Annotated in this window: 11 protein-coding genes and 3 pseudogenes; 12 read left to right on the top strand and 2 right to left on the bottom strand. The window is 57.1% G+C overall.

Annotation, left to right across the window (positions count from 1 at the left end):
• The first annotated feature begins 368 nt into the window (after window positions 1-368).
• Window positions 369-2,213, top strand: coding sequence for a sensor histidine kinase (locus NDI54_RS20575; protein WP_310898207.1), 1,845 nt, complete (start codon window positions 369-371; stop codon window positions 2,211-2,213).
• 241 nt (window positions 2,214-2,454) lie between these two features.
• Window positions 2,455-4,431 (top strand): sugar-binding protein, encoded by a 1,977-nt coding sequence (locus NDI54_RS20570; RefSeq protein ID WP_310898206.1) that lies wholly within the window; start codon window positions 2,455-2,457, stop codon window positions 4,429-4,431.
• A 368-nt stretch (window positions 4,432-4,799) separates the two neighbouring features.
• Here NDI54_RS20570 and NDI54_RS20565 read toward each other — a convergent pair whose 3' ends face one another.
• Complete coding sequence (locus tag NDI54_RS20565; RefSeq protein WP_310898205.1) at window positions 4,800-5,141, bottom strand: hypothetical protein; 342 nt, start codon at window positions 5,139-5,141, stop codon at window positions 4,800-4,802.
• A 288-nt stretch (window positions 5,142-5,429) separates the two neighbouring features.
• Window positions 5,430-8,753: a PAS domain S-box protein gene (locus tag NDI54_RS20560; protein WP_310898204.1), complete on the bottom strand. Its 3,324-nt coding sequence runs from the start codon at window positions 8,751-8,753 to the stop codon at window positions 5,430-5,432.
• Window positions 8,754-8,950: 197 nt separating this feature from the next.
• Between NDI54_RS20560 and NDI54_RS21555 the strand changes: the two genes are divergently transcribed.
• The 10 genes and pseudogenes from NDI54_RS21555 to NDI54_RS20520 all read left to right on the top strand — a co-directional run bounded on the left by NDI54_RS21555 (window position 8,951) and on the right by NDI54_RS20520 (window position 13,762).
• Window positions 8,951-9,283 carry a DUF7344 domain-containing protein gene (locus NDI54_RS21555; protein ID WP_455032228.1) on the top strand — a complete coding sequence of 111 codons (333 nt, stop codon included), beginning with the start codon at window positions 8,951-8,953 and terminating at the stop codon, window positions 9,281-9,283.
• Window positions 9,284-9,520: 237 nt separating this feature from the next.
• Window positions 9,521-9,706 (top strand): annotated as a pseudogene (locus NDI54_RS20555) (hypothetical protein); the annotation flags it as partial.
• Window positions 9,706-10,031 (top strand): annotated as a pseudogene (locus NDI54_RS21485) (DUF7558 family protein). The pseudogenes NDI54_RS20555 and NDI54_RS21485, both read left to right, overlap by 1 nt.
• A 155-nt stretch (window positions 10,032-10,186) precedes the next feature.
• Window positions 10,187-10,537 carry a hypothetical protein gene (locus tag NDI54_RS20550; RefSeq protein WP_310898203.1) on the top strand — a complete coding sequence of 117 codons (351 nt, stop codon included), beginning with the start codon at window positions 10,187-10,189 and terminating at the stop codon, window positions 10,535-10,537.
• A gap of 6 nt (window positions 10,538-10,543) precedes the next feature.
• Window positions 10,544-10,873, top strand: a complete 330-nt coding sequence (locus NDI54_RS20545; RefSeq protein ID WP_310898202.1) for a hypothetical protein — start codon at window positions 10,544-10,546, stop codon at window positions 10,871-10,873.
• A 93-nt stretch (window positions 10,874-10,966) separates the two neighbouring features.
• Window positions 10,967-11,335: a hypothetical protein gene (locus NDI54_RS20540; protein ID WP_310898201.1), complete on the top strand. Its 369-nt coding sequence runs from the start codon at window positions 10,967-10,969 to the stop codon at window positions 11,333-11,335.
• Window positions 11,332-11,901: a hypothetical protein gene (locus NDI54_RS20535; protein WP_310898200.1), complete on the top strand. Its 570-nt coding sequence runs from the start codon at window positions 11,332-11,334 to the stop codon at window positions 11,899-11,901. The genes NDI54_RS20540 and NDI54_RS20535 overlap by 4 nt, the downstream gene beginning before the upstream one ends.
• Before the next feature lie 526 nt (window positions 11,902-12,427).
• Window positions 12,428-12,723 (top strand): annotated as a pseudogene (locus NDI54_RS20530) (transcription initiation factor IIB family protein); the annotation flags it as partial.
• Between the two features lie 77 nt (window positions 12,724-12,800).
• On the top strand, window positions 12,801-13,313 hold the full coding sequence (locus tag NDI54_RS20525; protein ID WP_310898198.1) for a winged helix-turn-helix domain-containing protein: 513 nt from the start codon (window positions 12,801-12,803) through the stop codon (window positions 13,311-13,313).
• The gene (locus NDI54_RS20520) at window positions 13,310-13,762 is read left to right on the top strand and encodes a hypothetical protein (protein WP_310898197.1); all 453 of its coding nucleotides are present in this window, start codon (window positions 13,310-13,312) and stop codon (window positions 13,760-13,762) included. The genes NDI54_RS20525 and NDI54_RS20520 overlap by 4 nt, the downstream gene beginning before the upstream one ends.
• The last annotated feature ends 266 nt before the right edge of the window (window positions 13,763-14,028 follow it).

Below are 14,028 nucleotides of genomic sequence, written 5' to 3'. Positions count from 1 at the left end.
GTGAGAGAGCCGATGTCCTGGTGTGTGCGTGGCCGTGGGCCAGCCAGCCCAGGAGAAACTGGGGCTGGGTATCTGGTGGAACGTCCCAGCGCGCGACGCCACCGACAGACTCGCGATGCTCGTCTGTCGAGCCCTCGTTCGCTGTCGCTCACGAGGACGACGGAACGCTGCGCTCGGCGCTATCGCGCGCCTCACGGCGGTCCATCGTGCCTGCAGTAGCGGGCGCGATCCGGTCAACTGTAATAATACTTGCTAGGACTCATTCAAATGCTGGTTTCGCCGTTTCCGTACTTTTCGCAGGTATCTCTGCTTAGAAACGGCCACAACAGTCAAGAGTCCGTGTGGGTGATGTAGGGCAGATACGTGCGATGGATGGCGAAAGCGACGAACACACGGAAAGTGATGTAGCCCAAGACGGTGGACTTGAGGCGGCTATTGGCAGACGATTTTTGCCAAAAAGTGTTCGTCGTCGGTACGCGGCGAAGTTCCTGCTTTCCATGCTGCTGGTCGTCGTCATCATTGCTAGTGTTGGTGTCCTGAGTTTCGTCCAGATCCAAACTATCATCGAGAATGATGCTGAGGAGACGCTCCGTTCAACTGCCACACTCCAAGCGGATTCAATCTCCGAATGGCTTGACGGGATGCGGATCCGGACACGTGCCGTCGCATCATCGGATGTCTATGCAGGGGGTAATACAGACCGGATCCACACATACCTGCAAGAGTCAAAGGAGATGGGCGGAGGAGATTTGGTTGGTATTCATTATATCGATCCTGAGTCCGACACTATCGTCACGAGTACGAATAATCGCTACGTAGGACGTCACCAGACTGCGATTAGTCCAGCTGTATCAGAGCCAATTAGCGAGGCAGCGAACGGAACAGAAACCGTTGCTTCGTCGCAATCGGCGTACTCACGTACCGGTGATATCCATATGGCGTTCGCGAGCCAAGTCCGTGGCGATCATGGTGTGATTGTTGTTGTCGGTGACGTCGCCAGGGATTTCGAACAACTCCACAAGAGCCGCAGTGTCGTCCGGACAGAGGTTCTTGACACCGACGGAAGGACAGTGTTGTCGCCGCGACAAGACTATACCAGCGAGCTAGCCGGAACGACAGCGTTCAACCAGGCCGTGGCTGGTCAAACGACGATTGCTGAGCAGGGCGACAATGTTATCGGGATCGCCCCTGTGCCGGACACGAACTGGGTGGTCACCACAACTGCTCCCAGAGCAGAACTTTACCAGGCCAGCAGCACTGTCGGACGGAACGTTATCATCCTCATTTCTGTCTCGTTGGTCTCTCTGAGTGTCATCAGTGTTATTCTTGGCCGCCAAACTGTTCTTCCGCTGGTGCGACTCCGGGAGCGGGCCCAGGAGATGGAGAGCGGAAACTTAGACGTTGACCTATCGACTGAGCGTGAGGACGAGATTGGCCGGCTGTTCGTTTCTTTCGGGAACATGCGCGATGCCCTCCGCGATCAGATCTACGAAGCTGAGAGCGCCCGTGCCGAAGCAGAAGCATCACGTCAAAATCTTGCGAGACAGAACAAACGGCTTGACAATTTCGCGAGTACGGTTAGTCATGACCTACGGAACCCGCTGACGGTTGCACGCGGAAACCTCGAATTGCTCAAGGATCGGATCAACAGTATTGGCGACAGTCAAAACTCCAGCGACATCAGCGCTTGTGAGAATTTCCTTAATAATATCGATCGTGCCCACGAACGTATTGACACAATCATCGACGATGTCCTTACATTGGCGCGTGATGGGCAGCACATTGGGGACAAGACACCGGTTGATCTAAAGACGGTTGCAGAGGATGCGTGGAGTACCGTCGACACTGCGGAGGCGACACTGACTGTCTTGGACACTCGAACCGTTGCTGCCGATCAAGAGCGACTGAGGCGGCTCCTCGAGAATCTCTTTCGGAACGCCATCGATCACGTCGGCCCGGAGACGACCGTCACGGTTGGGCTCACAGCCGATGGCTTCTATGTAACCGATGATGGGCCAGGCATTCCGCCTGAGGAGGTCGACGATATCTTCGAGTATGGACACACAACAAGCGAGACTGGAACCGGACTAGGCCTCTCGATTGTCAAAACAATCGTCGAAGCCCACGGTTGGCAGTTATCGTTAGCCTCCGAAGACGATACTGGGGCAAAATTCGTTTTCTCAGATGTATTCGAGGAGTCGTCGGCTACGTGATGATGTCGATATTCATCCGACACCAGTAGTGAGCAATGACTACTCCATGAGTATCAAAATTGAGATTGCTTAGCCTTTCAGAGATTTCGTTCGATTGATAAGAGAGTGACATCTTTATTTTATGCGGTTAATTCAGCCGTCAGATCGTCTACACGAGTGGTTTATGATTTCTGTCGGCATACCTCGGTTGCTGTCTGAATGATCGCTATGCTTTTACGCTACTATCGGTCATGATACTAGAATGGATCGGCGGCGTTTTCTCTCGACAGTTGGAGCAGGATCGTTTACCGGCATAGCTGGCTGTGCCGGCCTGCTCAACCGACAGGATCCGGCGGATGTCGGACGTCCACGACTGAGTGTTGACGGACAGTGGCTCACGGATCCGGAGGGAACTCGTGTCGTCCTCCGAGGCGTTACTACTGTAGACCCTTGGTGGGGGACGACACACGCCAATCGACGCGGCAAAGATTATTGGGACACACTTAAGCTTGCGACGGACTCTGATGCTGGCTGGCATTCACACGTCCTGCGTGTCCCAATTCGAGTTCATTCGATTTCCGAAGTGGGTCTCGAAACACTCCTCGAAGAGTATCTGGATCGAGTGGTGGCACTAGCCCGGGACCGTGATGTCTACGTCATCATTGCTTATGATGCGACCGAACGGTATGATACCACCAAGATTGAGGAGCAACTGCTGTCGTTCTGGGACCGTGTCGCCCCGCGGTACGCCGATGAGACCCACGTCTTGTTTGACATGTTCAGTACGCCTGGACAACCAGCAGGGGACGACCGCCAGACCTGGCTTACCTGGCGTGAGACAGCAAAACCCTGGGTTTCACAGATTCGCACTCACGCACCCGATACCCCGATCATTGTCGGGTCACCAGGGTGGAATTCGCTGACGAAATACGCACCAGACGATCCCTTTGCTGACGACAATATTGTCTATGCCTTCCATGTAAACCCCTCATGGGACCCTGACACGTGGGAAGAGGCCTTTGGTGACCCAGCGTTCGACATTCCACTATTCGCGACAGAATGGGGTTACGTCGGCGAGAACAAAGACGGAATCCCCGCCCACTTGATTGGGTCGACGGAGGAATGGGGTGAGCCCTTCCGTGACTGGCTCAACACCCATACGAACGTGAACTGGTGTGCCACAACGTTTGACTCCATGCATCAACCCCGTATGTTCAATGAAGATTGGCAACTGCTGGGCGGTGACAAGCACATGGGCAAACTCACCAAAGACTGGTTAGCGGAGACACACACTGAGAATTGGCCGCCTGGCAGAACGCCCGATTCTGATCAGCCAGACACAGGAAATCGACCACCATCACCGCCGTCGGAAATAAAAGTGACAGAGCGCACCGAACACTCACTCAGCTTCACCTGGTCCGAATCTACAGATCCAGACGGTGACAATATCGTACAGTACCGTGTGCGCTGTAACACCATTGAAGTCGCTCTCCTCAAAGGAGCGGACCGCCAAATCACTTTGACTGATTTGGATCCAGATGGGACATACCAACTTGGCCTGACTGCTGTCGATGAACATGGACTCGCCTCGACCCAAGAAGCCACAGTGACTGCAACTACACAGAATATAGCGGAACCGAGGGCGACCATCGAGCGGGCGAACGAACCACCGACAATGGACGGCACGCTTGATGAGATCTGGTCGGATGTCTCAGCGCATCCAATAGAGACGACCATCATTCAGGAGTCACCAGACACCGATCTCGGTGGTGAGTGGCGGGCACTCTGGGATGAATCAGCACTGTACTTTCTGGTTACGATCGTTGACACCGAGCACGCGAATGACTCCGATGCGGGATACCTGAGCGACAGTGTTGAGATATTCATTGATCCGGACAATAGCCAGGGACAGTCCTATGACGGCGATAACGACGCCCAGATCATATTTGAACGAGGGGAAGAAACTGCCGTCCCTGGGTACCACACATTTGACGGGTTCAGATCCGAGCGAGTCGGCGTTACCCAAATCAAAACCACAGAAGGGTGGCACCTCGCTGTGACACTTCCTTGGGAGGTCTTACAGACGGTACCGATGGTAGGCCACCGGTTCGGCACCAACATCCACATCAATGATGATGGTGAGGGTGGTAATCTCAACAGAAAGTACAGCTGGTTCTCCGCAAACGGTGAGGCCTGGAAGGACCCTTCAACGTTCGCACTCGTTGAACTCGTAGAATAGGTCTTCTGGCGGAAACACTGATTTCTGCGTGGCCATATCAACACCAGATTTGAATCAGCACAGGGACAGACTCCGGGGTATTCGTCTTATCAACCAATATCTTCGGTGGATATGGACCTGTGGGCCAGCAACAGAACAGTGTATGAAAGACGATGATGGTGCTGTATCCCCGCCCTACTGGGCTATTCGGTCGCTTTGCTCCCTTCGTTGCTCTTGGAAGACGGGGTTTAGCCCCTACAATCAGCTGATAGAAAGATCGAAAATTACAGACATTCAATAATCTTTCCCATCAAAATTATGCAACTATCCCTCTCGACGACGTACTAACTGTAGACGGGTACTACAGAATTGACGAACCGCAGTCCATTTCAGGCCGGATCGTCCGGGTCTTCCAGAGCGTCATTGGTTCGGAGACGGATGTCGGCAGTCCCGTCCGAACACGAAATGGTGAGGTGAAAATCTCCTGCCGTGTATTCTAAGGTCAAGGTACCCGCGACCTCTTTCCGATTGTGGCTAATCAGAAGTGTACTCAAGGCATCTGGATTGAGCAGGTGGTAAAGCTGTGGGATATCAATGTCTTCGTACGCATCGAGAGCGTCAAAGAGACAAATGATGGCGATGGTGGGCTTGGTTTTACCCGGCTCGATTTCGGTATAGTAGTCATCATTGTCCGGATCGTAATTGACTACGGGGCGGCCTTCATTCATCATCGGTCACTCTCTTTTTGTTGTTTACTGGCCCCGTCGTCCCGTCACTGCTACCCCCTGATCGCTGACATGGGACCACTGCATCACGATTTGAGGACCATACCTGCACGCCATTCCTCAACAGGCCTGAATCCACACCAATATGGCGAATTCGGTTCCGAAGGTAGCCTGCAATCATTATCGAATATACCCGTCGTAGGTGGATATCCTATGGGGCTAATTTGTTAGTGCTAGCTGGAGAGATCAACAGGAATATACTGGTCTTATGCGTCAACAGCCTAGGATTCGTCCTCACTCAGAAATGGCTGACGGCGAGGAGAGCAACTGCTCGAGGATATGTTTCTCAGCTTTTCTGAGATGCTGATGAAACGTGGGAGACGATATCTCGAAGGACTCCGCGATCTCTTTCCCGGACACGTGTCTGGGTACCTCGAAAAAGCCTGCATAGTAGGCGGATTCGAGGAGGGTTCGTTGCCGCTGGGTGAGATCGGCCAGAATGTGATGTCCGTTCCTCGCTTCCGAATTTGAACGCGAAATCTGGTGTCGCTTTAGCATCTGTGACGCCGGATATGCGTTTTCAACGGCACTGATGACCTTTCGAACGTCCGCGTTCGGAGAGACATAAATTGTCATCTCGTAATCGCCGTCTGTGACTACGGCTCGTTCGATTGCACCTCCGACTGATGCGACCGCTGATATGACGGGCGGTTCCGAAAGTCGGACCTCGAAATGTACCGGGTTGTCGTCGTCCCGGAACGTCACTTCTTCCCAGTGAGGAAGTGTGTCGGTGATGGCACGGACTGTGTCAGTAGCGTCGTCGCTGGCGCTCCCGTACACGATATACTCCCCATCAGAAAGTGGTGATGCGTGAGCAAGCGAGATGGTGCCCTCGGTCTCGCACTCGATATCTAGGGCCTCGAAGACATCCGGAATACTGAACTCGAGCTCGACCACTTCATCGCTCATGAGTGCCTGCTTACGTTCAGTCGCTGCGATAGCATGTCCGATGACCTCACCAAGTTGTTGAATGACCGCTTGCTCGCGACCCTCAAACGCGTCCGGACGATCAGCATAGACGTTCAAAACACCGTAGAGGGACTCATCATAAACGATCGGGATGGCGGCTGACGATCGTACGTCGTACTCACTGACCGTCCCACGCCATGGCTCGTAGCTGTCGTCCTCGCTGATGTCCTGTGTCGTCTGGATCTCGCCGGTGCGGAACGCTCGACCCGTCGGCCCGTCGCTTCGGGGGTCATCGGGATCGACAGAGATCGTCATGTCGTCGAGATAGCCTTCGACGCCAGTCTCAGATCGGGTGTAGACGGTCTGAGATGCAGCATCGGCTTCACCTATCCATGCGAACTGATAGGAATCCACCGCGGCCAGTCGTTTGCAGACGACAGTCTCGATCTCGTCCCGGGTGGACTGTTCGATGACAGCGTCCGTGATATCGTGCACGACTTGGTTGAGGTGGTTCAATGCCGCAAGTTGCATGCGCTGTTGCAGTAGCTCCTGTTCGCGCGCCTTGCGTTCGGTCACGTCCCGAACGACACCAACGCGCTCGTAGCCAGTCTCGGTCTCCATAAGGGCAAACGTCGCTTCCCCGATGCGAGTCTCGCCTGTGTCATTGGTCAGTTCTGCCTCCAGCGACGCTGTCGTCCGCTCATCGTTCGCCAACTCATCCTCGATACGCTGTGCAGTTTCGAGAATTGTCTCGTTCGTGATCACCGACGAAACGTGGCTCCCGAGGAGTTGCTCGGCCGACTGGCCTACCATCGACTCGTACGCTTCGTTGACAGCGGTAAACATTCCATCCTCGTCGATGACATAGATCCCGTCATTGACGGTTTCGAGAATTGTTTCGTACCGTTCGAGTTCGTGCTCGCGTGCCTTGCGCTCCGTGACGTCACGGAAATACACCGACAGGCCGCTTTCTGACGGGTAGGCAGTAACCTCAAACCAAGTATCCAGGGGGGCGTAGTAGTCCTCGAACGTTACCGGTTCCTGCGTCGCGAGAGCGTGTTCATACTTTTCTTTGAATATCGTACTTGTCGCTTCCGGGAACTCATCCCAGACACGCTGTCCAATGAGTTCACCGACAGAGCGGTCCAGTAGATTCGTCGCACGATCGTTGACGTGAGTGAACCGCCAGTCTTTGTCAAGGGCGAAGAATGCATCATCGATGCGCTCGAACACCTCCGCCAGTTCTTCTTGGAGTTCGTCTCGCTGCCGTTCTATTTCACGCTCATTTCGTTTGCGCTCGCTGATATCCCGGCCAATGCCGGTGACTCCGACAACGGTGCCCGCTTCAGCCAATGGTCCAGCCGTGAATTCATACGGGACACGACCGCCGTTAGCCGATTCGATTGGCAATTCGACGGTGACTGTCTCCCCATGTTCGAGTACGCGTTCGAAGGCATCGATGGCCTCAGGGACAGCCCCGTCAGCGACCATCTCGATCGGATGTAGCGAACGGATCTGCGGATCAGAATAGCCAGTCACCGCGTTTAATCGATCGTTCCATCGGATGAACTGCCCGTCGTTATCGAACGCGTAGACGATGTCCTGCTGGGCCTCAAAGAGACTCTCGACGAACGCCTTCTCCTGTTGGAGTTGCTGTTCCGCAAGACGCCGGTCGGTCATATCACGGGTGACCTTCGCATAGCCCGAGAGTTCCCCATCGTCGTACAATGCAGTGATGGTGACGTGTGCCCAGAACCGCGAGCCGTCAGCGCGAACTCGCCAGCCCTCATCTTCGGTGACCCCCTCTTCGGCCGCCCGTTGCAGATTCCGTTTGGGTATGTCGTCGGCACGGTCCGCCTCAGTGTAGAACGTTGAGACGTGTTTCCCCTCGATTTCGTCGGCCTGATATCCCTTGATACGCCGTGCCCCCTCGTTCCAGGTTTGAACGCATCCGTCAGCGTCGAGCATGAAGATGGCATATTCCGTGGTCGCTTCGACGAGCGACCGAAACTGTTCTTCGCTGTACGCTACCGTCTCGCTGGAGCGTCTCTCTTCGGTAATGTCGGTAATTACACCCTCTAACGTATCGGTCTGGGTGTCGCCCCTGTGAACGATCCGGCCACGTTCGCGTACCCACCGGATATCTCCTGCGGCGGTCTGGATGCGGTACTCGACGGTGAACTCCTTGCTGTCCGCGAGTTGCGATCCGATCGCTTGGCGCAGTTGTTCCCTGTCGTCAGGGTGGACGATGTCTGCCCCCCAGCTGACAGCACCGGCTTCGATGCGCTCCGGATCATAGCCGGTGATGTCCTCAGCGGTATCACTGATAAACAACATGGGCCATCCAGGATCGTTCCGGCAGCGATACACGATTCCTGGCACGTTCTCGACGAGCCTGGACAGCATGCGGTCTGACGTGGCCTCTGCCGTGCCTTGTTCCTGTGACGGCCGCCACCAGACGCGGCCATTCGCTCCGACCTTCTTGGTCTCGACCAGTTCGTGGTCGACTAACCGTTCAAGACGGTCGTACGCACTCCGTCGCCCGAGGTCTAGTTGCTCCGCGACCTCTGTCGTGGTCTGTGGCGTTCCAGAACTGTCGAAGAGTGCTATCGTCTCCTGTAAAGCACTGGTCAGAGCCTGCTGAGACATTGTATTGTGTGGGTCAGATAACAATATAAGGATACTCCGCCGTTGGAGGGTAATTGAGAATATACGGAGCGTACTTCATACGTCAACTGTACGGAATTGATAGCATCTGGTAACTCAAACTTGACCATGTCAACGTCTCTCTTGGCTTATACATTAGCGGCCAAGCCTATTCGCGGTCTACACGTTGGTATATTTGCATGCCAAACAACTCGACAACTGCCACACCGAAGACCGCTCCTCTTGGTAATGTCCCTGACCGCAGTGCCTTCCCGGATCTTAGCGATTCCGAGTATCATAGTCTCCTCTCGTCCGAGCGGTGTCGAGTCACCTTGGCCGCCCTCGCAGAACTGGAACCCCCTGTTGACCTGAATGACCTGGCCGTAGCCGTGATCGCACTCGAGACGAACACTCCCGTGTCGGAGGTGACGGTTGATGATTTGGTATCTTCCACCTTGCATCATCACCACCTTCCGAAGATGAATCATCTGGACGTTCTTGACTACAATCCGAAGACAAAACAGGTCAGATAAGGTGTCAGGGGTTACACTCTGAGGAGCGTCCCCCGTTGACGAACTCACATTCGGCCCCCACTATCACTGGTGCGAGTCGGCGGCGTTTGGACAGATCTTGAATCGCGAGATGCTGAACGTGAGTGGGGAGTACTACCCACCTGCCTCTGTCAAAGATAGCGGGAGTCCACGTGAACGCCTCGGGTCTTGACCGAGGCGATTTACGAGTTGATCGTGGAGGCAAATCCAGAGACAACTGTCGACGACGCGACGGCCCAACGCCTGGTCAGCGACCTCGTCGACGCGGACATCGTCACTCCGGTTCCCGAGGACCGCGTTCTGGTTCACGAGCCGAGCGGCGCCGCGTTCGACTCGACGACGCAGCTAGCCGTCTTCCACCGTGGCTGGACGGCCGGCCGCGACGCCGACGGGGAGGGCGAGTGATGCAACAAACGCTCATCGGCTGTGCGTTCTGCGACGCCCCGCCCGGTACCGTGGCTGGGGAGGCACACACCTGGGGCTAAGACGAACGGGCCACCCATCCGATCTGCGGCGACTGCGCGATCCAGGTGGAGCCGAATCCGGACGAGCGCGATTATGTCGCCTGTGACAGGTATGAGTTGGTCGTCGAGACGCTCACAGCATTGACGGGATCCGGGTCGAACTCGGGCATCTCGAAGGCCCACTACAGGTCTGTGCCCGCTGTAGTCTGGGTGGGCCAGCAACGTACTGGACGCGTAGGCTCAAGTCGCACATCGTCTCTGACTGATGCGCCGAGCTGTCGCTGACAGGAATGGAACGGCGCCACGGCGGCAGTTTCGCAGCTACCTGTGGTTGACCTACCCTGTGACCTCAGCAGCGCTGTTTGTGTAACTTTCCCGTCGCTCCGCTATCTTCAACAGACGGACGCTCCTCGGGATGACTATGGACTGTCCTGCGTGCGGGTCCCCCGTCACGCTTGAGGTCGGACCGGACCAACCGCTGTCGACGTCACTGTCCGACGCCGTCCTTGCAGCGGAAGAGGGCGAGTGCGTCGAGATGACCCGAGACTGTTGGGACTGCGGGTGGCACGAAACGCGGCAACTCCGTGTCGCATCGATCGACACGACCGCGGGCGACGAGACTGCCGTCGAGCGAGCCGAACTCATCGACGAGATTACAGATGAACTCGCGTCGATCGAGAGTGTGGGTACGCTTGAGGAGACGCTGGCTGCAATCCGCCGGCAACGAGAAACCGACTCGGCGAGGACCGATACGGACGACGCCACGGAGTGACTCGAAATGCCTGATGCTGAGCCCCACTATAACGTCCGTGAGCAAACCGGGAATCCCGAGCACGCATCGGTCGACGATGTGGTTGACCTCGTGATCCAGCGAGCGCAGAACCCGCGAGCCGAGCACGAGGATGAGCATTTCGATACGGCGGTCGCGGCTCTCGTCGACAGGTACGGAACGGCGTCGGTCCGGACAGTCATCCACCGCATCCTCGTCAACGACGAGCCGTTTCGGACCGCCACGAACGGCCTTGAGATGGGCAACGTCGATGGGGTCCGGATCGGAACGGCAGCCAGCTGGTTTCTCGAGGAGCTGAACGCACAGGAAAACAGCTGAGACTGACGGGACAGTCCCGTCACGGACCCGATGTGCAAGCTCTGTGCAAACGCCGAAACGGTTATCACTCTATGTGCAGAACTTGCACATAGAATGAGCGCAAGCGACGATCCGCGACGGGTCCATTTCCAGTCGCCAGAGTATCTTGTCGACCGGCTGGATGCGATCGCGGAGCTCTTCGACAAGGATCGGACGGATCTGCTTGTCGAGGCGATTCGCGAGTACATCGAAGACACGGCCGACAGCGAGACGTTCCAGGAACTCGTCGCGACGAAGTACTACGACGACCAGCTTGAGTTCGAGACGGTCAAGCAGCTGGTCGGCGCCGAGACTGCTCAGCGCCTCCGTCTTCTCAAAGCGGACCTCGAGGATGAACCACTCGATCTCGCGGCCCCTGACGACACCGACATTTACGATGGCGACGCGACGGCGGTCGACACTACGGCTGACGACGATCAATGAGCGGCCGGCGACTGCGAACGGTCGTCGCCGACACTAGTGCGCTCGTCAGTCTCGCCGTGCCTCGTGCCGACGCAGCTGTCGACACTGACACCCCGGACCCGTTTCAGTATCTGCTCACGTCGTGTGACGTGTTCGTGCCGTCGGAAGTCGTTACAGAACTCCGTGACATCACGCAGTATCAAGATATCCACGGGGCAGCCGCAAGTAACGTCCTTGCGGCCCGCAGCTACTACACGGTTGAAGACCCCTACAAGGGTGAGGATACGCCGGACTCGCGACCGACGTTCGGGCTCGACGACGGCGAAACCGACGGCATCGTCCTCGCAAACGCGCTCGATGTCGATGGGTTTCTCACAGACGAGTTCGGCGGGACGAACTTCCCACTAATTCACGCCGTGCTACAGGGGCCACGAATCGTCCCGACGCCGCGGCTCGTCGTTGACTACGCCCGGAACGGCCATCTGAGTCACGAGGCGGCTCGAAGGCTGATCACGACGATCAGCCCGCATCGGAGCTGGGAGCACAGTCCCTACGTCACGCAATTGCTCCGCCGTCTCGAAGAGTAACCGGCCTCCGAGTGGCGACGCCGAACACGCAGCGTCGGCGACGACACCCGAAAGCCCTCGGCCGCTCGGCATCTCGGGACCGCGCGAGACGGAGTCTCGCTGGCCCTCGTTCGCTCCGCTCACGAAGACACCGCTGCGCTCCTCGTGCCTGCGGTGCTTGCGGGATCGGGGGTCGACCGAGGTGGCCTCGCCCTTTCTGAGTCCGCCAGGACGGTAGCTGGGTCGCCGAGTGTCGCTGCCGGCTGGACAGGTGTGTACGTTACGGCCCGCCCCGCTCGCCGCTGCCGCCCTCCGCTTGCTCACGGCTCACTTCGTTCGCCGTTCGCATCAAGACGCTCCCTGCGGTCGCGCCTCGCTTCGCTTGCGACCAACTATTCCGGGCGTGCGGACGCTCTCCGCACCGCCTGCGCCCGTTCCGGGCTAAAATAAATCTGGTCTCGACGCCAGCGCTTCACCCGTTCGGGTCCTGCGGACCTCGGCGAAGCCGACCGCGACTGACGTGGTTGCGTCGCGGCAAACGGGGAATGCGCTGGGCCTCCTCGCTGAGCCCGTCTCCCCTATAGCATGTTCGTGCCGCGCCTGGCCTCGGACCTCGAGTGTCCGGACAGGATCCGACAGCGGGCCCGAACGCTCGCTGAGCAGGCCGAGGAGTACGGCGTCACGACGGGCGTCCATCCAGCCGGGTTCGCAGCGGCTTGTCTCTACAAAGCGGGGCAGGAACAGGGACAATGGGTGACGCAAAGCGACGTCGCGGAGACCGGGAGCGTCACGCCGACAACGGTTCGGACGCATCACGAGACGGTAGAGGAGCATGTAGTCTGACAACGTACCTGCACAACCACTGCCGTTAGATTATTTTCTCAGGAAACTATTTGTTTCTCGACTGCGTAGCACCCAATATGACCGAGACGTGGGACGACGTCAACGAGCAGGTCAAAGCAGACTGGAGAGACGACACTACACCGTTCGAGCGGGTGTACGAAATCGTCGAACAAACCCACGATGAGCAGTCGGCGAGCGAAATCGCCGACCGCGCCCTCGTGAGCGAGCCGACGGCACGTCGCCACTGCAAGACGCTTGTGAATACCGGGTTCGCCGAGACTGAACAGGAGGGCCAAACAACGCTGTACAAGCGAAACAGCGACCGAATTTTGATGTCCCGGATCCGGGAGCTGCGTGAGGAGGTCAGTCGGTCGGAGTTGCTCGACAGTATCAAGGAGATGAAGGGCGAGATCCGGCGCTACGAAGACCGGTACGACGTGGTGTCACCGGAGGAACTCGCCCAGCAACTCGACGCCGACGAGACGGAAGGCTGGGACGACCTCACCGCGTGGCGCACGACGCGGCAGAATCTCGCCGTTGCCCAAGCAGCACTCGCCTACGACGAGGCCAGCCACCAACTCGCCGTATGAACGGTAACGACCGTGCCGGCGAGTTCGGGCCGATCTATCTTCCGGCGCTCCAGCGGATTCGTGACTGCTGGCTCGATCTCGAGCCGTTAGTCGACACAACATCGTACGATGACGTCGTCGCCCCCACGGAACTGCAGATCAGTCTCAGCGATGGGTTGGGCGACGCCGAGAGCGCTCGGCTCGATATCCAGTGGAGCGAACTGGGGATGTATTCGTTTCACTACGTCGATAGCGACGACGTCAACTGGCGCTTCGATCGCCACCCGAATATACACTCCCCCGAGATCCATTTCCATTCGCCGCCCGACGCCACGACGACGGCCGCCGAGCCGTCCTGTATCGACGTGACCGAGGTCTCACTCGTCACTCGTGCCGTTCATGCGATGTGGCGAACGACATACGAGAATGGGGATCTGGATCGACTAAATAGCGTAGCAAATCCACCGTGAGGATGCCTACTAGATGCGACCACACCGTGCAGCTGGATGAGCTGTCCGCCGAGGAGGCGCGGCAGTATCTCATCTGGTTCATCGCCGAGGGGGCCCGGTATGGTTTACTATCATAATCACATCAAATTTAGAGCTGATTGGCTCTGGTGAATCGCTGGACAGCGTCGGCTTCGACCGTCAGAACTAGGAAGTTGAAGCGGGAAACCGCCGATGCTCTATGTCGAAGATCTCCCGCTTCACGAGCAAAGTCGTTCAGTTAGCTAAAA

The sequence above is a fragment of the Haloarcula terrestris genome, assembly GCF_031624315.1.
In the GTDB taxonomy this organism is placed as follows: domain Archaea; phylum Halobacteriota; class Halobacteria; order Halobacteriales; family Haloarculaceae; genus Haloarcula; species Haloarcula terrestris.
This window is presented reverse-complemented; position numbering and strand designations above follow the sequence as displayed.